This window comes from Variovorax sp. LG9.2 (assembly GCF_035018885.1).
GTDB lineage: Bacteria > Pseudomonadota > Gammaproteobacteria > Burkholderiales > Burkholderiaceae_C > Variovorax.
On the sequence record NZ_JASJXB010000005.1, the window covers coordinates 12,640 to 35,725 of the forward strand.

Here is a 23,086-nt window from a genome sequence, read left to right on the forward strand (position 1 = left end):
TAAAAACTTGAACTGGTTATATGCCATGGGCCCAACGCTTCGACGGTAGTCAAGAGGACTGTGCGCGCCCAGGGACATCTTGATGCGCTTCTCGTTGTTCCAGTGGATGTAAGAGTCCAAGGCCGGGACGACCTGCTCGGCAGTCGTAGGTTACCAATCACCAGGACAGAACCATTCGGTCTTCAATCGACCGAAGAAGCCCTCGAAAGCCGCATTGTCGGGCGAACAGCCTTTGCGGGACATTGAACGTGTCAGCTTCGCATCCGCGATGCGTGCGAGCCAACTCGGCCATCGATAGTAGGCACCGCGATCCGAATGCACGACAGGCCGGCTGGTGCTGTCGATCGTTTCGATAGCGGCATCCCGCATCGTGTTCACGCGCTGTGCGTCCGGGCGCATCCCGATCGTCAAACTGATCACGTTGCCATCGAAGCAGTCGATCACAGGCGACAGATACAGCTTGCCTGCCGGAATGCGGAACTCCGAGATGTCGGTGAGCCATTTTTCGTTGGGAGCACCCGCGGTGAAGTCGCGGTTGACGAGGTTGTCTGGCGCTGGACTGATCTCGCCCGGGTAGGAACCATACCGACGCCGCTTGGGCGTCGCAGCGACCAGGCGCTCATGATTCATCAAGCGCAGCACCAACTTCTCACAAATGTGCACGCACTGGCTGCTCAGTGACGCCCGCACCCGACGATAGCCATAGCAGCGGTGATTGCGCTCGAAGATGGCGCGCTGCTGCATGGTCTGGAGCAGGCGGCCTTCGGCAACGCTGGCCACCACGGCGTGAAAAAGCGCATCGAAGCGCGGGGCACAACCTGGATCGAGTTTTGTATTCAACCGTTGTTTAGTATCTATGCGACCGCGAGCGTCGGCGATTGTTGCCGTATCCCTCGCTTGCCGGCGTGGTTGGCTCCGGCCTCGTTGGCGTCTTGCATGTCATGCACACGCGGCCATGCCCACCGGCGCCGCTTGCAAGTGACTCGTCGAAGAAGTCGGTCAGGGCTTTGATCGTCTTGCATCGGCCGCAAACCTTCGACTCGCCGTGGTCCAACGACTGAGCTTGCTGCTTGATCCTGCCCACCGCTTGGACGTCTGTGGATGCCTCTGCGGTGATCATGGAGCGCAGCCGAGCGTCGAGTGTGGCAATAGGGTCGGCGCCCAGATTAAATCGGTTGATGCGCAGGAAGCGGTAGCCGTAGGATTCGAGCACGAACTGCCGCTCGACGTCCTCTGGCCTGTAGTAGCGCTCGTAGTTGCCCGCATTCACGCGATCGCGGTCGGTGAAGTGCTCGGTGAAACCGTCGTACTCGATGATGACATTCGAGGTCGTCTCCTCGCCGAAGTGGCGAAGCAGGAAGTCCGCCCTGTAGGCAGGATGTTTGTAGCCAGAGTCGAGCTGGCGCAAGTAGTCGCCCACGGGAAACTGGGCAATCAACTCCACGCGTTCGACCTGCGTCTGCATGAAGCTGGTGGCCTTCAGCCACCCAAGCACCTTCTTTTCCATCGGCGAGGCGGCGTCCGTATCGATGTCTTCCGCCATGACGCGCTCATTCAGGACACGCTGGTAGTGAAGCAGCGCTTTCGCGATCGTGCCCCTGAACTCCTCGGGAGGCTTGGACAGCACGAAGATCATGCATTCCTTTGCGCGCGAAAATCCAACGTTCAGGCGCTGCGCCTTCATCGACTCCTCGGCATCCTCGCCGCCAGCGACAATCTCCACCGGGAAAACGTAGTTCAGCACATCACGCTGGCGCGTGGCCACCATGCTGTAAATGATGATGTCGCGTTCCTCGCCCTGGCAACTGTCGAACGTCATGATCTTCAGACGCAGTTCCCGCTCGAAGCGCTCACCCTTGGGGTGCCGCATCACCATCGAGCCGATCAGCACTGCCTGCTCTCTGTGCGGGGTAATGATCCCGACGCTCGGACTTGCTGGGCCCTCAAGGAGGGACTCGAGGAGCTCCATCAACCGCTGCGCCTCGAGGCTGTTCGTGTTCGGCTTTTGTTCGCTGCGGCCGTCGTGCTCCAGCACCTCGAACTTGAGCACTTCCTCTATCGGCACTGGCCGGATCTTGATTGCCTGCAGCTGCCCGTCGTAGAAGTTTTTCGAAGAGTAGGAGATCAGTTCGGGATAGCCCCGGAAGTGCTTGCGAAGCATCTCTGTGTGGTTGGCCAGCAGCCCCATGAACTCTAGTACCGAGCGCTTCACGTCGAATCGCTGGAGGCGTTCGATTTTGTCGACGGCCGCCGAGATGTTGTCCCGCATATAGGACTGCAACTCGGTGACGTAGCCGGCATTGATCGCGTTCGAGGCGTTGTGGCTCTTCACGTTGCTGAACTGCCGTCGGTCGCCGAAGACGATTACCTGCTTGGCGCGCAGCATCGCCGGTATGGCCTGGGCGACCGAGACCTGCGAGCCCTCGTCGATGATCAGTAGATCGAAGACTTGTGTCTTCAACGGTACGAACTGACCAAGCTCGCGAATTCCGGCGATCACGCAAGGGAAGGCATCTCGCAGGGTCTTGAACTGCTCGGTTGGAAACTGGCTTCGCTGCCGGATGACGCCGCCCAGCGCGGCTGCAGTGGCACGGTTCTCCTCGGCGAATTTCAGGAAGCGACTGTCCAGCCGGTGCGCTAGGCGAACGGTATTGAGTGCCTCCAGCCGACCTTTCTCGCCCACGAAGTCGACCTCAGGCACGCTGGCGAAGCGCTTTTGAAGCCGATCCTCCAGCGTCAGATAACGAGCCAGGAGAACGGCTATCTCCATTGACCCCTCAGCGCCGGCGTGTGGGCTTGCGCGTGCTTTCCCGATGCATATGTCTTTCGCCACCAGCTGCAATGCCCAAACCAGTTGGAATGCTGCCTGGACACCGGGCGGGATGGCCTTTTTGTCCATGACTAGCGCGTAAAGGTCTGAAGTTTGGGTCTCTGGTATCCCAGCCGATTCCGATACGCTGGCCAGTTGGCTCAGGCCGCTCACGGCCGCCTTCAGCTCGGGGAGCTTCCTGCAAATACCCACCGGGTTGGTGCAAGACAGAACCTGTGCGATCTCCGCATCCAAGGCAGCCAGTTTGGCGTTCTGGAACGCGAAGCCGATGATCGGTCGGCGCAGCTCTTCGATGCGGGCTATGTACTTCAACAGAACTGCCGACATGGCGGCAGGCATCGGGCGAAACAGGCCGAGGCCGTCGATCTGCTGTTTATTCAGCGTCGATTTGAGCGCAGCAGCCGCCGAAGCGGCGCGCAGTCGTTGCAACAGCGCGTCCAAGGACGGCTCTGTGGAGTAGGTGCGCTGGATCTCTGCAGTGGCCAGAGCTCCGAGCACTAGGTACGCCTCGCAGGCTTGCCCGATCGCGTGGAGCGCCGGCTGGCTGCGATGCCCTTGCGCGAGCATTTCCTCAGCCCAGCCTTGACCTCCGGTACCCGCGGCACCCAGTCCCAGCGCATTGATCTGAGCCTCCAGGGCATTGAGCTCGGCAATCTCGACCAGTTCGACTTGCGTCATCGCGGTAACGGTCTGTTCGATCCGCGAGGACAGCCGCCGGGTCTCCTGCGACAACTCCGACTCCACGGACGGCATGTTCGCTTCCTGCGCTTTGTGCTGGCTCATGATGCGCCCTCTGGCCGAGCCGGACATCAGTTGCCGGTAGGTGCCGTCCTTGCCCAGGCGAAGGATCGGGTTCGGGAAGTCGTCTACGCCCCGGATTTTCTCAAGCGCCTGCTCCAACTTGTCCTGAACCACGTCCAGAGCCTCGTTTTTATCGGAAATCACAAGCACAGAAAGGTGCTCCATGATGGCGTTGAAGGCCAAGGCTGTGATCGTGTGGGACTTGCCGGTCCCCGGCGGCCCTTCGACTGCGATAAAGCGGCAGTTCGGCTTTTTGCGGGCGCAGTCGATTCGGATCTGTTCTTCGTTGAGCGGAATCGGCGACGAGGTGACCAGGCGCGCTGAAGTGTCCATCGCTTGCCAGTCGGCCCGGACCTCGGCCGAGACACTGACCGGCTCTTCGAACAGCATGGCCTGCACGATGCCATGGAACATGCCGGCGGCCGCTTGATGGTCCGCGTCCAAGCTCGAAAGAAGCGCCTCGTAGTCGTTCACGAGACTCTCGTCGCTTCGATCTGCCACGGCCAGATAGACCGCATTGGAGGCGCGCAATTGCGGGCTTCTGGATACCTGGATGCGCGCTTCCTCAAAGTCAATGCCACCGATCACATCCAGCGAGCGCGTGAGCTCACGCATGGTGGTCACCATGCGCTGGTGCGCCGTCACTTCGCTGTCCAGGTGCACGATGCGCTCTGGGACCACGGCCACACCAACGCGTTGGGCGTCGCGCTTGAGTTCGGACACGATGAACTCGATCGCCTGCTTGTGGATGTAGAGCGTCGGGTCGGCCGTCAGGTTGTACGCGGAGCCTCCCTCCTCGTTTGCCACGGTCACCGGCAGGTAAAAGAGCGGAAAGTCACTTGTCCCGAACTTGATCGCGCCGAAGTAAAGGTACGTGGTGAGTACGTCGTCTGAGCGCATGTAGTTCATGACATCGCGCACCTCTTGATAGGCGTCCGCGGCAGCGAAGCTCTCAAAGAATTCGACCAACTGGGCCTGCGCCGCAGGAAGGGTGAAGAACTCGTCCAACACCTCAACCAGCGACTGTGCGTTGCCGCTGAGCAGCAAGGTGTTGATGGCAGCGACCATGTGCTCGCACGCCCCCGCGCACAGGGCCTCGGTCAGATCTGCCTCGACTTCGAAGATTGAGTCTTCGGGAGAGTAGGCCGCTTCCTTGAACGGCCCCTCCAGCAAGGTGAGTAAAGGGTGGACGATCCGGGCGGCCATCAGCTCAGCGAACTTATTGGAGACGGACTCCACGTATTGCTCGGGGTTGTCACTGCCCTTCACCCGCATCTCGACCGCGGAGCGGACCGCGCCCGCGCGCATGTCGACGAATTCCTGCTCGGACAACTGGGCGACAAACTGCTGGATCAGGTTGCGCAGTACCGGACTGATCTGAGCCTTGTACTTGGCGTGCCCGATAGTCAGACGCATCTCCTGCGGCGGCTTGGCGGCGAGTTGCCAAGCGTCTTTAAAAAAGCTTGGATACTTGCGTAGGTCTACGGCGCAGCGGTAGCCCTCTTTCGTCTTTAAGTGAATCTTTCGGCGCGGTGCTGCCTGTCGCTTGAAATCAGTTTGGAGGAATTCCCGAAAGTAGCGCAAGACCTTGTCGCCCAAGCCCTTGATGGACGGAACTGGTTTGGCGGCAAAAGTCGAGGTGCTAGGCGCGGCACTCATAAGTTGCTCAGACCGGGCGAACGGCATTTTGCGCAAGCCGGACTTTTTCCAAAGCAGTGCGCCCAGTCTGGAATCAGCGCCGCGTCAGTTTGAATTGAACCCATTGAAATTTCTCCTATCTGTTTGTTTTGCGAGCGGCGTAGATTGCCCTATATCAGATGCGAGGAACAGTACAACGCTGGGTAGGCCTGGATCAAAGCTTCACGCTCGTCGCCGCCCAAGGCCCGGCGTAGCGGCTGCAGCTCCGAAGTGACGGCATAGACCGCGCCCATGCCGCGGGTCGCCATCGGCTCCGATTCGTCGTCCGGAAAGCGCTCCACATCCACGTCCAGCCGGCTAACCGGCGCCCGTATGTCCACAGCATCGGAGCCCGGTCCGACGAACAGCGCTTGCGTGTGGTGATCCGTCATCTTCACTAGTTCATCGGCCAGTTGCTGGTCGTCAAGCGGGAACTGCCTGCGCACTGTCGGTGGCACATCCGTTGAATCGTGCGGTACATGCACCCCCACCCAAGCCGGGTAGTTGCTGTGGTCCGCCGGCTTAGCGGGCATCTTTTTCGCATCTCAGGTCAGAGTTTTGGGGGCCGCCGACGTACTGCCAGTGATTTGCGGGTCCGCACTCATCGCCCGCGCGTGGGCTGCTCCAGGCAGAGGCGATGCTGCCAAGGAGCATCAGGGCCCTGGCAATGCCCGCGACGAACCCAATCAGGGCGTTCACGATTCTCAAAAGCTTTTTGAACATGGTTTCTTTAGCGAGAAAGACAGTTCAAAACGCCGTCGTTTTTTCGGGGTGTACGCACGATCAACTGATCGCAGCACTACGTATTCGACCGCGCCGATGCGTGTCCATCTCCGCAAAGTTCCTGCGCTTGTATCTGGGCGTAGCCCCATGCGCTGAAGGACACTGGCGGGACGTCCACGCAGCAGATGTACGGGTCCTCACCGAACATCGCGTAGCTTTTGTACAGCGCGCCGGAGGTCATGCCTGGCTCGAGCGCCGACGCGAGGTAATCATCCACGATGCGCCGGCAGTGGCTGATCGCTGTGTCTGCGTCCTCGAAGTCGCCCAAGCGGTATCGGCTGCCCTTGTCCATGAAGTGGAAGTTGTCGTCGACCATCACCACGTAGCTCATTTCCATCTCCTGCGATTGTTTCAAACTCAGCCAGCCGCCACAAAGCGTCCGGCATCGAGTTCCTGTTCGCCATCCCAGCGGTACGCCACCAGCGGTCCTGCCTTGGCGGCAGACCAGTCCAAGCAGGCGACCTTCGGCGACAGCAGTTGTGGCAACCCTTCCATCCAGTAGTGGCCGATGAACACCGGCGACCCGGTCACGGGCGTCGCGAGATACCCGTCGACGATGTCGGTCTCCGGCATCCGGTGCTCGTGCTCGGCGCCGACGATGGCGACATCGCGGTAGCTGCGAGCGTCTTCCCTCCACCAGCGCGTCCGAACCTCGGTTCGCTCCTTGCCGCTGTGATCGACAAATGAATATCCGTCCGGCAAGGTGATCTCCAGTCCCTTGGTCAGTCCTTCCATTGCCTCAAACTCGGGTGAGCCTCTCGCATAGGCAGCGCGCAGGAATTCTTCGCTCATAGATGTTCCTGCCGGCCAGCCGCGCTTCACCACATCGACGAAAGGCTGGTGCCACCAGGCGTGCACCACGCGCGCACCGCCCAGGTCCAGAAAGGGCGGCAGCGTCCTGAACCAGGTGACCATGTCCCTGTGCAGCTCTGAGCCCTCGCCGACCTGCTTCAGGAACTCGGCGTGCTGGGCAACGTTGTTGTCGCTGTGCCTGCGCAGAAAGCCGCCGGGGACTTCCGTGCGCTTCGTGACATACCCGATCGCATTGAACTCGTGGTTGCCCATGATCGAAAGCGCCGTCTTGGCTTTGACCATCGAGCGCACGATGTTCACGACCTTGACCTGCTCCGGCCCGCGGTCGATCATGTCGCCCAGGAACACTGCCTGGCGGCCTTGCGGCGGTACCCAGATGGCCTTGCCGGTTTCCACATAGCCGAGCTTGTCCAGCAGAGCCTCCAGCTTGCCCGCCTGGCCATGGATGTCACCGATGAAGTCGAAGCCCATGGAGTCTGCTTTCATTGTTGGTTGCGTTGTTAGTTGCTTTGTGCAACGAACTGAGTATGATCTTCTTAGTTCGACAATGCAACTAAGTTGTTATGACCACTTCAAACACCAGCTCCCAGCTCAAACGCTACCCGATGCCTTTCACGCGCATCGAGATCGCCGCTATGAGCCTGATCGAGGGCGAGCTGCACGTTCTACTGGCGCGCCGGGCAGAGGCGCCATACGCCGGCAGGTGGGCGCTGCCGGGGGGCGTACTGAGGATCGACCTCGACTGCTCGCTCGATACCGCTGCCCAGCGTGTCATGCAGGAACGGCTTGGTATGCAGATGCCTTTCCTGCGGCAGCTCACGGCGGTGGGCGGTCCGACGCGCGACCCCCGTGCACCCTGGGCGCTCAGCGTGGTCTACCGGGCCATGGTGCCGTTCGACTCGCTCGCGCCAGCGCCGGGAAAACGCATCGAAGCGCTGGCATGGCGTGCAGTGATGGAAGCGGCGGCCGACAAGGCTCTGGCGTTTGATCACGCCGCTCTGGTGGAGGAGGCCGCCCGGATCACCCGGTCGGAGGTGGAAGAGCTGCGGTTGCCTTTCGGCTTCCTGCCAAAGCACTTCACGCTGAGCGAACTTCAACTGACCTGCGCCGAGTTGCTGGGCCGACCGCTCGACAAGTCCAGCTTCCGGCGGAAGCTGGCGGACCGGGACCTGCTCGAACCGGTCGAGGGCGCGATGAAGACCGGCGCCTTCAGGCCGGCACAGCTTTACCGCCAGAAGCGCTCCTGAGCCCGTCTGGCCACCTTCACGGCCGCGTCTCTCCTCTGCCTCATCGACACCCCCTGAAAGCCTCCGTGCCCATCCTCCTGAACCGCCGCCAGATCCTGGCTGGCCTGCTGGGCGTCGGCGCTTCGGTGGCGTTCGCGTCGCCTGTGGCGCAGGCTTCGAAGCATCTGGTCGACCTCGAGTGGCAGCGCCTTGCCACCGACCCCTGGTTCTTCGACATCATCGATGTGGACGGCACGATCTCGGAGAGCACCGCGGTCGAGCCGTCGGTCTATTCGGATCTCTTCCATATCTCTGAGGCAGACCTTGCAACGACGACGGGGCTGATCAACGAGGTTGAGCGCTATGCACCGCTGACGGCCGTTTTCCGGATGACGGCGGCTTCGGAGCTGGAGGATGTACGCGATCAACTCCTGCGCGGAAAAGCCACTCTTGAACCCAGGGCGCGGAAGGGCCTGCGAGCCCTTGAGGCTGACCTGGAAGACGAAGAGAACGGCTGGGCCGATGTTCCGGGCCATGGTGCAGGAATGGCTGGGCTACTCCATCGAATGGGAGCTGCTGGAGACTTTCCCCCGGTATTCCGGCGGCTAGGGCATTGCGCTGGGCTTCTTCGAGGATTTGGACGAAGACGTACGGAGCGCGCTCGACATCGAGATTGTCGACGGCGATCAGCCCGGCAGTTCGTATGTTGGTGCCCAGCTGCACTGGGGAATCGACGAGGCCAATGCCAAGGCGGCGGAGCTTGGTCTGCCGCTTCGTTTCCGGGACGCCAGTTAGGGAAGAACCGACATCACGGCCGGCATTGCCGCCGTACATTCATCACATCGCCGAGTTAGGACTACTTGCGGGCGATTCACAAGTTCAGCTAAACGGTCGGCCCAGATACAGCCCCTGGTGACCGGCTTGTGCCGGTTACCCACGGGCTGGGTTGTTTTTGGAGTTCGTTCATGTCCATTCGCGATGGCCTTTTCTCTTCCGAGTCCGTGTCCGAGGGACACCCCGACAAGCTCGCCGACCGCATCTCCGATGCGATCCTCGACGCGTTCCTGCGTCTCGAGCCCACCGCCCGAGTGGCCTGCGAGACGCTGATCGCCGACCAGTGCGTCGTACTCGCCGGGGAGTTCAAGACGAAAGATCCTGCTGTCTTTCGTGACGTGCGTGAGCGTGCCGTGTCGATCGTTGCAGGGGTGCTGCGGGGTGCAGGGTACACCGACGCTGCGACTGGCATCGATCCGGACCGGTGCGAGGTGCAGGTACGGTTCAACGGCCAGTCGGCCGACATCTCGCAGGGCGTGGACCACGTTGATGGCGTCATCGGTGCAGGTGACCAAGGGCTGATGTTCGGCTATGCCTGCGACGAGACGCCGGTGCTGATGCCGGCGCCGATCGTCTTCGCCCACCGGCTGGTGCGGCGGCAGGCAGAGCTGCGCCGCTCGGGTGAGCTGCCTTGGCTGCGGCCGGATGCGAAATCGCAGGTGAGCTTCCGCTACGAGGATGGTCGACCCGTCGCCATCGAGGCGGTGGTCCTGAGCGCGCAGCATGCCGACGGCATCGACACCAACGAGCTTCGGGCGGAGGTAAGCCGGCACATCATCGACAGCGTCATTCCGGCGTCGATGCGCAGCGACAACTACTGCGAGCTGATCAACCCGACCGGGAGCTTTGTGATCGGCGGTCCGAAGGGCGATGCGGGACTGACAGGGCGCAAGATCATCGTGGACACGTATGGCGGAGCAGCACCGCATGGGGGAGGGGCCTTCTCGGGAAAGGACCCGTCGAAGGTCGACCGCTCGGCTGCGTACATGGCACGCTTCCTGGCAAAACAGGTGGTGGGGAGAGGATGGGCACGACGGTGCCTGACGCAGCTTGCTTATGCGATCGGCGTAGCCGAGCCGGTGAGCTTTCTGGTGGATGCGGAAGGAGCAAGCGCGGCGCGCAACGCGGAGATCGCGGCGATGCTGCGTGAAGAGTTCGATCTGACGCCGGCGGGCATCATCCGGCGGCTTGACCTGCTCAGGCCAATCTACTTTGAGACCGCTGCGTACGGGCACTTCGGCCGCACCGATTTGCATCTGCCATGGGAGGCCGTCTCCGTGACAGGTGCCACGTCATGAAGTCGATCCTTAGCGATCTGGTCAAAGCCTGCGAGGTAACGCCGTTCTGGCTCTTCGGAAGCTGCCCAACGGTGCTCTCGGTTGCGGACGCAGCGGGCAAAAATCACCGTCTGATCATGGCAAACAAAGCAAAGCTGTCGGGATCGTCACGCGCTTGAACGGAATCGCCTCGTCTTTGAAATGACGTCTAGAAGGTGGACGAACTTCATGGTGTTCCACGAAAAAGTACCGGACACAGTTCTCACCCGAGGTCCGTGAGTGGGCAGTGAGAATTGTGCAAGGTCACCGCAAAGAGTACCCATCCCTGTGAACAGCAGTCGAGTCGATCGTAGCGAAGATCGGCTGGGTGCCACAGGCGTTGTTCCAATGGGTCAAGCGTGTTGAGGTCTCGACGGCGACGTGCGCGAACGCAACGCTACCAGCGAGACACAGCGAATCACGAACCTCGAGCACAAAGGCAAGGACTTGCGCTGGGCCAACGAGATACTGACGGCGGCCAGCGCCTTTTTCGCCGAGGCGGAGCTCGACCGCCGAATCGAGTCATAAATCAATTTATCGATGCGTAACGCGGCACAGACGACCCTGAGCCGATCTGCAAGGTGCTGCAGATTTGTCCCGACGGATCATAGAAGGCAGGAAGGCGCGCAGCAGCGTAGCCCTCCACTGCGATGCGCGCGCATTCATCGCGGTTGTCGACTGAGAGCAGACGACCCGTTTGATTGATCGCGTGCGCGTGCATCAGGCGGCAAGGTCATTTATCATGCCCGCGCCACGGGTAGATCGGCCCAGCATGTAGTGTAGTTCGGCGTCTTCAGCGACTGGCGCATCACCCACTGCCGCTTGGCTCCAGCCGTCCCCGCGCTGGCTAGCTGGATCGCGCCGCGCCCGTGCTCCAAGTTGATGGCATCGACGGCGGACATGAGCGGTCTGCGGTCCCGCTCCGGATTATCGAAACCGAGTTCGCCCTGCTCGACGCTGGCAGCCTGAAGGTCGAGCAGCATGACACCGGCCTTCGCGTATTTGTAGCCGGGTTCGAAAATGGCTTTGAGGCCTCTGATGGCTGAGGCGGCGATGAGTGCGGTGTCCGCAGTCGGCCGACGTAATGGCACGGTGACCGACCGCGAATACTGTCGGTCTTCTGTACGAAAAGGCGAGGTGTGAATAAACACCAGCACTTGGACCGCATGGCCCTCCTGTTTTCTAAGCTTTTCGGCAGCGCGGCTGCAGAAGTCGGTGACTGCCTCGATCAGGTCCTTGAGCTGTTCGATCGGGTGACCAAAGCTGCGCGTGCAGGCGATCTCCTTCTTGACTGCCGCCACAGATTCGAAGCCGATGCAGGGCTGACCCTGCAGTTCGCGCACTGTGCGCTCGAGCACCACCGACCAGCGGCGTCGCACCGCCGCCGGATCCAGGCGTGCGACGTCGAGAGCAGTGTGCAGGCCCTCGGCGCGCAGCTGCTCGCCGATGCGCCGGCCGATGCCCCAGATCTCGCCCAGCGCCGTGGCCTGCAGCACGGCGTCCATGTCCGAGGCGGGGAGGGCGGCCAGATTGGCCACGCGGGCGAACTCCACCGGGTAGCTGCCAGGCTTTCGGTCCGCCGACTTGGCCACGTGGTTGGCGAGTTTTGCCAGGGTCTTGGTCATCCCGATGCCGATGCCGCAGGGGATGCCGGTCCACTGCAGGATACGTTCGCGTACTGCCTGCGAACGGCGCGTCACGTCGCGGATGCCTTCCACACCGATGAAGGACTCGTCGATGCTGTAGATCTCCTGGTCGGGTCCCAGACCAGCGGCAATGGACATCATGCGGCTGCTCATGTCGCCATACAGCGTGAAGTTCGCGCTGAGTGCTAGCACGCCAGAGTCGGGCAGTTCGCGCTGGATCTGGAACCAGGGTGCCCCCATGGCGATGCCTAAAGCTTTGGCCTCGTTGCTTCGGGCGATCGCACAACCATCATTGTTCGAGAGGACGATCACGGGCCGTCCCTGCAGGCTCGGGCGGAACACGCGCTCGCAGGACACATAGAAGTTGTTGCCGTCGACCAGTGCATACATACGGTGACTCTAGGCAGGCACGCAAGGGCAGGGCGGACGCGCACCCAGCATCACACCGTTGAACTGTCCACTCATGGGGCGAAGCGCTTGATCGAGGCGGTGACAACGCCGCAGATGATCAACTGCTGGCCTTCGCGGAACGTGATCTCCGGAAAGGTCGGGTTCGCCGGCACCAGCTTCACCCGGTCGGCGCGCTTGTGCAATGTCTTGACGGTGAAGTCGCCATCCACCTGCGCCACCACGATGCAGCCGTGGCGTGGCTTCAAGGCCCGGTCAACCACCAGGATATCCCCGTCGTCGATGCCCGCCTCGCGCATTGACTGACCGCTGACTTGCCAGAAGAAGGTGGCCTGCGGATGCTTGATCAGCAGCTCGTTGAGGTCATGGCGCTTGACCAGGAAATCATCGGCCGGCGACGGAAAACCTGCTGCCAGCTTGCCTTGAACGAAGGGCACGAGCACGGCTTCCGGCGTTAAGACCGCCAGCAGGGCGGACGCCGGAATACTGTTCATCTATCCAGTATAGGGTGGGGAGGCGACCGGGCAGTGAAGTTTTTCGATTCAGCGCCTGGTGCGCCTGCGGGGCAAAGCAACGGTATGGGTATGAGTCGATGCGGGGGGTGCGTCGAACGGCATGTTCCCAGAGCAAGGAATACTGCCCTTGCGATGTCGAAGAGGATCACTATGGCCATGGGCTGTGAAAAGGCAAACAAGGAGCCCTTCGGTCGTGCGCCGGGATTGCGCTTTCAACCGTTCCAGTTTGTTGTGCGAACTGGTCGACGAAGATCCTTGGAGATTTCGACCAACAATCAAAAGCCGATGTAGGCTGATGCTCTTGATCAACATGCTTTGCACTTTGCCCCTCAACCATGAACAAGCGACGCGTCCACGAACTCATGCGGGCACACTTCCCGACGGCCGCTCCAGTGCATCAGGTGTGGACGAACATCGCGGGTCTGCAAGGTCGCTTGTTGGATGAGCCAGCCCACGCGGTGATCGCGCAGCACTTTATCGATCGAGGCATCGAGCAGGTGTTGGTACAGGGTCATCGAAAAGTTGGTGGCCGCATTCCGACCACGCAGCTCATGGCGTTTGTCGCGCAACACCTTGCGGATGGCCACATCCGGATTGCAGACCGTACGTTTTCTGTGTTTTGCGTTGTCGCTGAGAACGGTGTCGCCACTAGCTGGCATACAGAAGCGGTGGCGGTCAGCGCGTAACTGCATTCTCAAAACCTAGGAAGCTCCCCGAGCACTGTGCTGCATCAGAGCAATACGCGAAGCTCGTGCGGTTGTGCGGCGCTTCAGATGAAGCCGATGTCGTGGGCGTTCCAAGGCCCATCGCAGGAGAATCCATGTGCAATCGCCACGTCACGCCGGCCCAAGCTGAGATGGAACGGTTCTGGCACCTCGGCCCGACAAACCAGCCGCCGCTGTTTCCGCGCGAAGTGTTTCCTCGATCACGAGGGCCTTTCATCCGGCGCGCCCGGCACTCGACAGGCTACGAGCGCGAGCTCGTTACCGGCCAGTGGGCGCTGATCCCCTGGTTCGCCAAAGAGCCGAAACTTAAATACCCGACCAACAACGCGCGCAGCGAAGAGCTGGCGGCGAAGGCCAGCTACAAAGATCCATGGAAGCGCGGGCAGCGCTGCATCATTCCGGCCGCATCGTTCGATGAGCCGAACTGGGAGACGGGAAAGAACATCTGGTGGCAGTTCAGCCGTGCGGATGGCGCGCCGTGGGGTCTGGCGGGCCTCTGGAACGTCTGGACGAACAAGGACACCGGCGAGGTACACGAGAGCTACACGATGCTCACGCTCAACGCTGACGAACACGCGCTGATGCGCCGCATGCACAAGCCCGATCCCAAAGCAGGGCCCGACGCCCAGGACAAGCGCAGCGTGATTCCCATCGAGGCGGGTGATGTCGACCAGTGGCTGACTGGCACCGTCGAGGAAGACAAGCAGATGTTGCGACTCGCGTCGGTGGACGTGTTTGTCGCCGGGCCCATCGTTGCACCAGCAACGCTGGTCGCGTCCAACGACAGTGACAAAGCACCCTAGCGCCCTCCGTGCAAGGCTCGCAGACTTACCCAGGTCGGTGCCTAAATACAGAGCACTACCGGCGAAGGCCCGCACAGCAACGATTCGGCCCTGTGCCAGCGCAGTTGTCCACAATGTTATGCACGCTCACTGTGGACAATGGGCACAGCTAAATTGTGAAATCCCCCGCACGAAGGGATTGACTTGGACACAGACGCACTGCGGAAATAAGTCACGGCGTCCGAGCCGCTCCTGGAAGCAGTCGGGTGGCGCCGGTCAGTGTTCAGTGAAGCTTTGGCTCGAGGGCACGCCGCTCCCGCCAAAACGCCTCGATGAGGAAGGTCGAAGCATCGTCAGCGCTTTGGACGCCACAAGCTTCGAGCAACGCCCGGTTGCCTTGCCACAGCCCGAGGTTGTTTCGGATCCACAGGCCCAAACCGAAATGCAATACCACCAGTTCGTCCCGCGCCATGGCTGCGATTCGTGCCTGTTCTGCTTTCGGCACCATCGTGATGAGCAGCCGAACAGCTGCGTCGACTGTTTCCGGAAAGCCGTCCGAGCCGTCCATGCTCAGAAGCTCACTTCCACCGCAACCCCTTGAGCCCAGCGGCTGTCCCAGTGCGCGAGATAACTCGACGCGACGCGTTCATCGTTCCAGACCACGAGCACGTTCTCGGAGTTGGACCGTGCGGCCGCCTGGCTGTAGTTAAAGGAACCCGTCTCCGTGTGCCGGCCATCGACCACGATGTACTTGTCATGGTGGATGGCATAGCTCGAGATCACCCTGACCGGTATATCGGCGCCTGCGATCAGGTTCATAGCGGCGATGCTGGCCTTGCCGCGGTTGCCCCGGTCATCCAGAAGGACTTTGACGTCCACGCCGCGCTTGCGCGCGTTCACGAGTGCACGGACGACGGCGGGAGACGTGAAGGAATAGCCGGCGAGGCGTAACGATCGCTGGGCGCTGTCGATAACTTTGAGCACCAGTGCCTCTGCGCCTGCCTCAGGTGAGAAAGCGACATAGATCCGGGCGCCAGTCTGCAAGGACGACAGCGAGCCGGCGGGGCGTTCGGAAGGCGGCACCGCGCAGCCGACCTGCAGCGAAAAAGCCAGTACGAGCAACAGCGTGCGCGAAGAATTTGAACTTGAGGACAGGGGCATAAAAGAACTGGGAGCGTCGCCCCGATGGCGCAGGGTGAGAACACATGCATTGTCGCCCGCCTGAAAAGCTGTCTGGCTTGAAACTCTTCAAAACTAACAACCACCAGGATGCAAGGTGGCCAACTGGACTTCCGGCACGTGAGCATGTCCACGATCAACGGGAACCGCAACACATCACCGCTACCGCGTGACATCCGGGTCTATGCGGCGCGGGCCACCATCGCCGCCCAATCGATAAAGTCCATTTTCCATTTTGGCCAACTGACGCACCAGCTTGCGGCCGCTCAAAGAATTCCAGACTTATCTTATCCAGCTCCAGAATCTCACTTCAATAGCCCTTGGTTAGCGTCATTTGCTTTGGCATGTGGACAGAGTAGTTTACGAGAGCAGCATTCGCTGACCCCGACGGCCAAGACATGTCATGGGCAAAGGCATACTTGACGACCTACCAAGCGCAACTAATCTGTATTGGTGCCGGGGCGAGCAACTTGCCCGCGCCTGAATATCAAGAGCAATGATGGACTCCCTCAACAATCTTGCCAGCCAGCTAAAACAGTTCGCAAACGAGCGCGATTGGGAGCAGTTCCACTCGCCGAAGAACCTGAGTGCCGCCCTGTCCGTCGAAGCGGCGGAACTCCTGGAGCACTTTCAGTGGCTCACGGAAGAGCAGAGCCGCCAATTGTCCCCGGAGCGGCTGGAAGCCGTGGGCGCCGAAGTGGCTGATGTTCTGCTGTATTTGATCCAGTTGGCAAGCGCCTTGGGCATCGACCCGATCGTCGCAGCCCAGGCCAAAATCAAGCTCAACGGCCTAAAGTACCCAATTGACCGGGCGCGCGGCAGCAGCAAGAAGTACGACGCACCGTGAGCGCAGCCCCCACGTGATCATCTACCAGGCCAACAAGCGCGAGTTCCTTCACCACGCTCTTAGAGACAACATCGAAGACGTGGTGGAACGCCAGTTCCGTAGCGCCACGGGCTACGGCGTCGGTCCGTCCGAATTTCAGGCATGGAAGCATTCGCTGCTTGCGATGGCCAAGGTACTGCTGGACGAGGAGATCCCGGAGGACGTTGGCGTTGCGATCGAATATCAACTGCCGCAAACCTCCAAGCGGATCGACTTCATCATCACCGGTGAAGACGCGCACGCCCGAACCAAAGTCGTGATCGTCGAGCTCAAGCAATGGTCGGCGTCCCGCCGCAGCGACAAGGACGCGATCATCTGGGCGCACCGCGGAGGTCGCACAGGCGAGCGCGAAGGCACGCATCCTTCGTATCAGGCTTGGTCGTACGCCGCCTTCTTGCAGGACTTCAACGCCGCAGTGCAAGACGGTGGTATGACCTTGCAACCCTGCGCCTACCTGCACAACCACCCGCGTGATGGCCAGATCGATCACGCGCACTACCGCGATCATCTTGACCGCGCGCCCTTGTTTTTGCATCCCGACCGCGAAAAGCTGCAAGCGTTCATTCGCGAGCATGTGCGGTACGGCGATCGCAAGAACGCGCTGTACGCGATAGAGCACGGTCGCATCCGCCCATCCAAGATGTTGGTCGACTGCGTCGCGGGGCTCTTGCAGGGCAAGCCGGAATTCGTCCTTCTCGATGATCAAAAGGTCGTGCATGAAACCATCCTGCAGGCCGACGCTCGCGCGAACGAGCGCAAACAGGTTGTGATTGTTCAAGGCGGACCGGGCACGGGTAAATCGGTCATCGCAATCAACCTGCTGGGCGCGCTCATCGCGCGCAAGCGCAACGTGCGTTATGTGTCGAAGAACGCAGCGCCGCGCGCGGTCTACGAAGCCAAGCTCACGGGAAGTTTCACCAAAAGCCGCATCAGCAACCTTTTTAGCGGCTCGGGCGCTTTCGTCAATGACGCGGCAGACAGCTACGACACCCTTGTCGTCGATGAAGCACACCGCCTCAACGAAAAGAGCGGGCTCTACCGCAACCTCGGCGACAACCAGGTCAAGGAGCTGATTCGATCGGCTCGGTGCACGGTATTTTTCGTGGACGACGACCAGCGCGTCACGCTGCTCGACATTGGCCACACCGAGGAATTGCGCCGCCATGCTCGCGCAATGGGTGCCGAGGTGACGGAGATGGAGCTTTCATCGCAGTTCCGCTGCAACGGCTCAGATGGTTACCTTGCATGGCTGGACAACACCCTGGAGATCCGCGCTACTGAGAACCCCATGCTGGACAGCGCTGACTATGACTTTCGGGTGTTCGACAATCCTGCGGAAATGCACGCGCTCATTGCGCTGAAGAATGAATCGAACAACCGCTCGCGCGTTGTGGCGGGGTATTGCTGGAAATGGCCAAGCAAGAAAGACACGCAAGCTTGGGACATCGAGATGCCGGAGTTTGACTACAAACGTCGCTGGAATCTCGATAAGGACGGCAGCCTCTGGATCGTGGCGCCCGACTCGGTCGAACAGGTGGGCTGCATCCACACTTGCCAGGGTCTAGAGCTGGACTATGTCGGCGTGATCATCGGTCCGGACCTCGTCTATGGCGACGAACACGTCGTGCCCGACGCGACAAAACGAGCGTCGTCGGATCAGTCGGTTCGAGGACTAAAGAGGATGCTGGAAAACGATCCGGAGGGCGCACGCGCGCTGGCGGACTCGATCGTGAAGAACACGTATCGAACACTCATGACGAGAGGCATGAAGGGATGCTATGTGTACTGCACCGATCCAGCGCTGGCGGAACATTTGCGCAGTAGATTGAGCTTGGCATCACCTGCTGCGATCTGAATTGACTTGAAGAAGCTTTCTATGGCAGCGTTCTCTCAGGCATTTCCCGTCCTGTGCGGCACCTGCTCCGCACCGAAAGTAGATGGGAAGTCGGCTCGATTGAACCGATCGAATGCTTTGGCATCGCTCTATTCATCCGATCGAGTGCGCTGCGCTGTACTGCAGACTTTCGTCAATTAGGGCGCGCGCCGGTGCTCGCGGATCTGACGGAGAAATTAACGATCAGGTCTTTGCGAACCGGCAATTGGGTCCGTACTTGTCGCGCACTGGCTTGAGGCCTTCGAGCATCGCGCCGACGATCAATGCACCGACGCTCACGTAGGTACGTGCATGCTGTTCGGCCTGATGCTTTAGGTAGTAGGCGCCGCGGCCAACCATCTCCACACCAGCATTCGGCACGCACAGTATGTATCGCCGTGCAGCGTCGACCTGAGCGAGGAAACTAGCGTTTTTGGATAGCGGCAGCTCCATGTCAAATCCAAAGTCTCCGAGTACGGGCTGCGCTGCTGCGATCGCGGCGATGTCGTCGGTGGTGGTCAAGTTGTTCACGTGTTTCAGGTTCATTTGATTTCTTTCGAAGGGTGGGTCAATTGTTGAGCTGCTCAAGGTCGGACTTCCCTGCGACGAAGGCGTCGAGGTGGTGCCGATGCACGTAGGTGGTATTTCCGATCTGCATGAGCCACATGCGGCCCATCTGCTTAGCGTCGACAGCGTTTTTGAATCGCTTTACGCCAACGCCTAGGATTGCTGCGGCAGCGTCGACCGGGATGAGTGCGCTGGGACCTTGAGGGGTGATTGAAGTGCTCATGTCCCACAGTGTGCGGTCGTCGGCTCAGATGAGCACTGCGGCCCAATTTCGTATTGCTACGGACGCACTGAATGGCGTGAGATGCGGATCAATTTCCTAGAGTCCGCACGCACGAATCGACCTGCTATCAATTTGATAGCATTCATATTTGCTGTCTTTTAGGCCAAGTGTCCCCAGCGATTCTTCGTCCCCGCGGCCCCTAAATTTAATGCGCAGGGACCCCGGGTCTAGACGCCCGGCGTGTGGCGGTGTCGAGCCCTCAGATGGCCGCGTGAAGGGCGCCAGGATGGCCGTTGCGATGCGATCAGACAGGCGTCGGTGGTGGCGGTGCATATTCCGCTTCGGGCGCCTGAGAGTCCGCACGGCACATTGGAACGCCTGACTTGTTAGGCGGACGAATGGAAAACACTATTCATGTGTCGAGCCTGAAGACCTGAGTGCGCTGTCGACGATCTGCGTGCGCGATTCGACCGCGAGAATGTTGAGGGCGCGGTGTTCCCACTGTACTCACTGTTCCTAACGATTTCCTATTAATGCCCCCAACATTGCCCTGCCTGGAACTACAGCTTTTTATCTGACAACTATTTGGTAGTTAGGTAAGAACAGTAGGAACAACGATGTGTTTCCGCTTGGTAAATCGCTGTTCCTACCTGTTCGAGTTGAGGTGGGAACTAGGTGAGTACGGTAGGAGCGCGCGTGTATACATACGTGAGCACGCCCTCTATGCGCATCCGCTTGCGCGCAAACCCCATGGTCTTTAACGCTTTGCCAATCCGGGTCTCTTTGGCACGATCCATCTTTTGCTTCTCGATAGCCAATGCGCCGCAAGCTACCTGCCAAGTGGTGACCCCCGCGGCCATGTCGGGGCCGGGCGATGCGAGCCACGTCGCGATGGTCTCGCACCACACGTCGACTTCGACGAATTCGACGTGCTCAACCACCGCCAGGCGTTCTGCATCCTTGTAGCAGACCCCCTCGGCACAGAACATTGAAGCCGCTTCAGCCCATAACTGCAGGCGGTCGCGCGCCACACTATCGGGATCGCACATCGTTTCGACGCGCACGGGCAGCCAGCGACGATTTCCGGTTTCGTCAGAAAGAAACTGATCTTTGTTCGTAGTGCCAATAAAGACCAGGCGACGCGGGAAGGTCGTCTTGAACTCTTTGAACTTCGGCACCCAGTTTTCATGGCTGCGGGTAATGAACGCTTTGACGCTTTCGATCTCCCTAGCGCCCATGCCCTGCAGTTCGCCGAGTTCTGCTATCAGGCAGCCGCGCATCCGACGCGACAGGTTGTCGTCTTTTTCACGAAGGTCAACTTCCACATAATGCTCCATGCTTTCCACCATTGCGACCACCAGCGATGATTTCCGCGCGCCTTGGGCGCCGACCAGCACCGGCGCCATGTCGACCTTGCACCCGGGCTGCAAGACGCGCCCCGCGAGCGCTGTCCACAGATACCGCGAAACTGCATGTGTGTAGGGCGTATCGCCAGCGCCGGCGTATGTGGATAGGAACGTCCCGACGCGTTTGACGCCATCCCACACCAGCGATTCGATCCAGAGAATTGCCGAGTCAAATTCGTGTTCTTCAGCGATCGCGTGCACCGCATCGCGAATGGCTTCTTTCGCAACCTCTGCGAAGCCGTGACGGGCGAGCCGGTCACGCAGCCATGTGTAGTCCGCATCGTTGAATTGGCGCCACTCGTCGGTATATGGACGAGCACACATCAATTCGTCTTTAAAAGTGTCGTGGCCGAGTCGAAGGTCACAAATATCCGGCCGACGACATGCTTCCAGCAGGTTGCCAATCGTTGCGAGGATGGTGCCGTCCTTTTTCCGCGTGAAGTGCGGCAGCGAAGTTGCCAGTACGGGCACGTCTTCGAAGCCTTCGGCACTGGGCGCGGCGTGTCGAGGGTCGGCCCATCCGCATGCCCCTGCGCGCGCGAGCAAAGTCCCCACCCCGATACCCTCCAATTTGTATTTGGAGCGTCTCCAACGGTCATCAAATTCACGTTGATCGAACTTCGGGTGACGCCGCGAGAATTCGAGCGCTACTTCAAGGCCGGCTTCGCCTGCGCCATCCTTGATCGCGAAGACGATATCGCGCCATTCATTCCAGTCCTTGATCGCTTGCGGGTGCACCCCATCATTGGGAATGGCAGCCGCCGCGAAGGCGATGATGCTCAACGATGGTTTTGGTCGTTCATCAGGGGCGAGCAGGTCGAATTCGTTGTCGTTTGCCGCGGCCGATCGCTTCGGCGAGGTTTTCACCGGTATTGACGTGATGAACATTTCTTGCAGGTCGATTGGCGTCCCCTCGACGACGATGTACTCATATGGAACACCTTGGACCCGCCCAATATGGAAGCTCTGCGAAAGAGTTGCGCTCTCTACGGCGGCGATGCCGCCTACAGCACCGTTGGCCAGGGATGCGAGGTCTTGCAGCTTGGCTGGGCTGTGAGGAATGCTAAAAGGCAGCAGCGCACGCCAGCGAGGCTTATCGGGCGAGTGGCGGCCCGTCGTGTGCAGGACGGCTGCGACACCGCGATCTCTCAGCCGACGCGCACCTTCTTCGATCGTCACGACTTCGTCGTCGTAGTCCAGTGCTACGCCAGTGATCTCAACCACGTTATCTGTGTGCCTCAGCGATCCTTCGTCTGTGACTACAGAGCCAAAGGTCGCCAAAACTATGAGCGGGCACGAAGCTTTCGTCGGGTAGACGGGAGCGTTCTGCACTCGTCGTGCAAGGTCTGCGAATGACATCTCATACTGGCTCTTGGTCTTTGCAAAATAGTTTTCGAACTTTGTGAACCGGACAGTGAGCTCGCGGCGGCGATCTGGTGCCGTTGTGCTTCGTGATTCGTGCACAAGGCCGAGGGGAGCTTCTTTCTGTTCGCCTGTCATGCCGTGACAGCCTCTGACAGGTATTCGACCTCAGCCGCATTGATGTCGGCCGATGCCCACAAGTCAACAATTTCATTTTCGCCACGGTCGTCCACTAGAAAGCACGCGTCCGGGATCAACTGGCGGGTGAGCAGGATGGGTGTTTCATCGTCGATGCGGTAGCGCATGAGGCCTAGGAACCTCGCCGCCGTCTCTTTTTTGAGGCTGTAGCTGGCGCCGTCGTCGTTGATCGCTTCGCAGCACCCACGATAGGCCACCACGACTTGTGGAAGCAGCGCGTGCTTACGCCTCGCGCCGGACTTCATGAGATTGCGCAAGTCGCGGTGGCCCTCTTCGACGACTTCGCGAAGGCACCGAGTCAGCTCGCGCCGATCGCCATCAATGGTGGACCACAGGTCACGCACCACGCCGAGCCATATCGCCCCCGGCATGCGGTCCACAATTTCCAGCAGTGCGCCGGCGACTGCGAACCTGCCACATAAACGCACAATCTCTTTTCGCTCCCGCCACGTCTTGCAGGTTGCAAAGATCGACGTCGCGGCTGCGTCGATACCGTTAGGGGTGCGCTTGCCGGTGATTGCGAAGTCGGCGGGGCTCACGCTGCAATCCCTTCACCCAGTGCGATAACGCAGCGGTCGAACTTCACGGGCTGCACCCAGTGCCGGCCAGCGATGGTCAGCAGGGCACCGGAGCGCACTAGGTCTTCACGGTGCTGCCTCACATACCAGCGAATTGATTGAATGCCGGGGAAAATGTGTGACGTGCTCCGCTGGTACTCGTCCAGCTTCTGCAGATCGGCGAGCGATGAAGGTGTGGTGATATCCATTGCAAAACTCCTCTAGTGATGACGAGCCTGACAGGGCCCGCACGACACAACGGCGTGTCGTTGAGAGAAGTTTCGCGTCTGTCTGAGCTTTCCACCATCGACGCAAATCGGCTATTTAAATCTAGAGGTGCCTCGGAACATCAATCGCCCCTCCGCGTTGTTGGGGAACATTTTGTAGACGTAAAGGGCATCTGCGCGGTGTCGGTAATAGGCTTTGTGGACGACACCGCCAGTTCCTTGCACTGGGCGCCGCTGCTCGCGTTCTACGTG

The 23,086-nt window shown here is 60.2% G+C and carries 23 protein-coding genes, 1 pseudogene and 1 other annotated feature; of the genes and pseudogenes, 7 read left to right on the forward strand and 17 right to left on the reverse strand.

What is annotated here, in order from left to right:
• Positions 1–30 precede the first annotated feature (30 nt).
• From QN413_RS06640 to QN413_RS06660, 5 genes and pseudogenes are all read right to left on the reverse strand, one after another.
• Positions 31–732, reverse strand: a pseudogene (locus QN413_RS06640) (IS3 family transposase); the annotation flags it as partial.
• Positions 733–847: 115 nt separating this feature from the next.
• The gene (locus QN413_RS06645) at positions 848–5,290 is read right to left on the reverse strand and encodes an AAA domain-containing protein (RefSeq protein WP_323495836.1); all 4,443 of its coding nucleotides are present in this window, start codon (positions 5,288–5,290) and stop codon (positions 848–850) included.
• A 149-nt stretch (positions 5,291–5,439) separates the two neighbouring features.
• Positions 5,440–5,841 carry an N-formylglutamate amidohydrolase gene (locus QN413_RS06650; RefSeq protein WP_323495837.1) on the reverse strand — a complete coding sequence of 134 codons (402 nt, stop codon included), beginning with the start codon at positions 5,839–5,841 and terminating at the stop codon, positions 5,440–5,442.
• Positions 5,842–6,107: 266 nt separating this feature from the next.
• Entirely contained in the window at positions 6,108–6,422 is a 315-nt protein-coding gene (locus QN413_RS06655) for a hypothetical protein (RefSeq protein ID WP_323495838.1), read from the reverse strand.
• 26 nt (positions 6,423–6,448) lie between these two features.
• Entirely contained in the window at positions 6,449–7,390 is a 942-nt protein-coding gene (locus QN413_RS06660) for a metallophosphoesterase (protein WP_323495839.1), read from the reverse strand.
• 77 nt (positions 7,391–7,467) lie between these two features.
• On the opposite strand from QN413_RS06660, the gene QN413_RS06665 reads away from it, so the two are divergent.
• Positions 7,468–8,151 carry an NUDIX hydrolase gene (locus QN413_RS06665; RefSeq protein WP_323495840.1) on the forward strand — a complete coding sequence of 228 codons (684 nt, stop codon included), beginning with the start codon at positions 7,468–7,470 and terminating at the stop codon, positions 8,149–8,151.
• Here the strand turns inward: QN413_RS06665 and QN413_RS06670 are convergent.
• Positions 8,130–8,666 (reverse strand): hypothetical protein, encoded by a 537-nt coding sequence (locus QN413_RS06670; protein ID WP_323495842.1) that lies wholly within the window; start codon positions 8,664–8,666, stop codon positions 8,130–8,132. The two genes, QN413_RS06665 and QN413_RS06670, sit on opposite strands and share 22 nt — an antisense overlap.
• Positions 8,667–8,766: 100 nt before the next feature.
• On the opposite strand from QN413_RS06670, the gene QN413_RS06675 reads away from it, so the two are divergent.
• The 3 genes from QN413_RS06675 (at position 8,767) to QN413_RS06685 (ending at position 10,420) form a co-directional block, all read left to right on the forward strand.
• On the forward strand, positions 8,767–8,925 hold the full coding sequence (locus QN413_RS06675) for a hypothetical protein (protein ID WP_323495843.1): 159 nt from the start codon (positions 8,767–8,769) through the stop codon (positions 8,923–8,925).
• 170 nt (positions 8,926–9,095) lie between these two features.
• A complete protein-coding gene (metK, locus tag QN413_RS06680) occupies positions 9,096–10,262 on the forward strand; it encodes a methionine adenosyltransferase (protein ID WP_323495844.1) in 1,167 nt (388 codons plus the stop codon).
• Complete coding sequence (locus QN413_RS06685) at positions 10,259–10,420, forward strand: hypothetical protein (protein ID WP_323495845.1); 162 nt, start codon at positions 10,259–10,261, stop codon at positions 10,418–10,420. The genes metK and QN413_RS06685 overlap by 4 nt, the downstream gene beginning before the upstream one ends.
• A 342-nt stretch (positions 10,421–10,762) precedes the next feature.
• Positions 10,763–10,878 (forward strand) — a sequence feature (AL1L pseudoknot).
• Positions 10,879–11,020: 142 nt separating this feature from the next.
• Here the strand turns inward: QN413_RS06685 and QN413_RS06690 are convergent.
• The 3 genes from QN413_RS06690 to QN413_RS06700 form a co-directional block, all read right to left on the reverse strand.
• A complete protein-coding gene (locus QN413_RS06690) occupies positions 11,021–12,316 on the reverse strand; it encodes a Y-family DNA polymerase (protein WP_323495846.1) in 1,296 nt (431 codons plus the stop codon).
• Between the two features lie 71 nt (positions 12,317–12,387).
• The gene (locus QN413_RS06695) at positions 12,388–12,828 is read right to left on the reverse strand and encodes a translesion error-prone DNA polymerase V autoproteolytic subunit (protein ID WP_323495847.1); all 441 of its coding nucleotides are present in this window, start codon (positions 12,826–12,828) and stop codon (positions 12,388–12,390) included.
• Between the two features lie 350 nt (positions 12,829–13,178).
• Positions 13,179–13,541 (reverse strand): hypothetical protein, encoded by a 363-nt coding sequence (locus QN413_RS06700; RefSeq protein WP_323495848.1) that lies wholly within the window; start codon positions 13,539–13,541, stop codon positions 13,179–13,181.
• A 128-nt stretch (positions 13,542–13,669) separates the two neighbouring features.
• Here QN413_RS06700 and QN413_RS06705 point away from each other — a divergent pair, with 128 nt between their 5' ends.
• Positions 13,670–14,377, forward strand: coding sequence for an SOS response-associated peptidase (locus QN413_RS06705; protein WP_323495849.1), 708 nt, complete (start codon positions 13,670–13,672; stop codon positions 14,375–14,377).
• 262 nt (positions 14,378–14,639) lie between these two features.
• Here the strand turns inward: QN413_RS06705 and QN413_RS06710 are convergent, their stop codons facing one another.
• Both QN413_RS06710 and QN413_RS06715 read right to left on the reverse strand, forming a co-directional pair.
• Positions 14,640–14,924: a DUF6794 domain-containing protein gene (locus QN413_RS06710; protein WP_323495850.1), complete on the reverse strand. Its 285-nt coding sequence runs from the start codon at positions 14,922–14,924 to the stop codon at positions 14,640–14,642.
• A 2-nt stretch (positions 14,925–14,926) separates the two neighbouring features.
• On the reverse strand, positions 14,927–15,517 hold the full coding sequence (locus tag QN413_RS06715) for a phospholipase D family protein (protein ID WP_323495851.1): 591 nt from the start codon (positions 15,515–15,517) through the stop codon (positions 14,927–14,929).
• Positions 15,518–16,031: 514 nt separating this feature from the next.
• Between QN413_RS06715 and QN413_RS06720 the strand changes: the two genes are divergently transcribed.
• Positions 16,032–16,382 (forward strand): nucleotide pyrophosphohydrolase, encoded by a 351-nt coding sequence (locus tag QN413_RS06720; RefSeq protein ID WP_323495852.1) that lies wholly within the window; start codon positions 16,032–16,034, stop codon positions 16,380–16,382.
• Here the strand turns inward: QN413_RS06720 and QN413_RS06725 are convergent.
• Positions 16,318–17,139 (reverse strand): hypothetical protein, encoded by an 822-nt coding sequence (locus QN413_RS06725; protein ID WP_323495853.1) that lies wholly within the window; start codon positions 17,137–17,139, stop codon positions 16,318–16,320. The two genes, QN413_RS06720 and QN413_RS06725, sit on opposite strands and share 65 nt — an antisense overlap.
• On the opposite strand from QN413_RS06725, the gene QN413_RS06730 reads away from it, so the two are divergent.
• The gene (locus QN413_RS06730) at positions 17,134–18,276 is read left to right on the forward strand and encodes a DUF2075 domain-containing protein (RefSeq protein WP_323495854.1); all 1,143 of its coding nucleotides are present in this window, start codon (positions 17,134–17,136) and stop codon (positions 18,274–18,276) included. The genes QN413_RS06725 and QN413_RS06730 overlap by 6 nt on opposite strands.
• 222 nt (positions 18,277–18,498) lie before the next feature.
• On the opposite strand, the gene QN413_RS06735 is transcribed toward QN413_RS06730, so the two are convergent.
• From QN413_RS06735 to QN413_RS06755, 5 genes are all read right to left on the reverse strand, one after another.
• The gene (locus QN413_RS06735) at positions 18,499–18,840 is read right to left on the reverse strand and encodes a hypothetical protein (RefSeq protein WP_323495855.1); all 342 of its coding nucleotides are present in this window, start codon (positions 18,838–18,840) and stop codon (positions 18,499–18,501) included.
• A 22-nt stretch (positions 18,841–18,862) separates the two neighbouring features.
• Positions 18,863–19,084, reverse strand: a complete 222-nt coding sequence (locus QN413_RS06740) for a hypothetical protein (RefSeq protein ID WP_323495856.1) — start codon at positions 19,082–19,084, stop codon at positions 18,863–18,865.
• A 671-nt stretch (positions 19,085–19,755) separates the two neighbouring features.
• Positions 19,756–21,990 carry a VapE domain-containing protein gene (locus QN413_RS06745; protein ID WP_323495857.1) on the reverse strand — a complete coding sequence of 745 codons (2,235 nt, stop codon included), beginning with the start codon at positions 21,988–21,990 and terminating at the stop codon, positions 19,756–19,758.
• Positions 21,987–22,589 carry a hypothetical protein gene (locus QN413_RS06750; protein ID WP_323495858.1) on the reverse strand — a complete coding sequence of 201 codons (603 nt, stop codon included), beginning with the start codon at positions 22,587–22,589 and terminating at the stop codon, positions 21,987–21,989. The genes QN413_RS06745 and QN413_RS06750 overlap by 4 nt, the downstream gene beginning before the upstream one ends.
• The gene (locus QN413_RS06755) at positions 22,586–22,816 is read right to left on the reverse strand and encodes a hypothetical protein (RefSeq protein WP_323495859.1); all 231 of its coding nucleotides are present in this window, start codon (positions 22,814–22,816) and stop codon (positions 22,586–22,588) included. Before QN413_RS06755 ends, QN413_RS06750 begins: the two co-directional genes overlap by 4 nt.
• Positions 22,817–23,086: the final 270 nt, after the last annotated feature.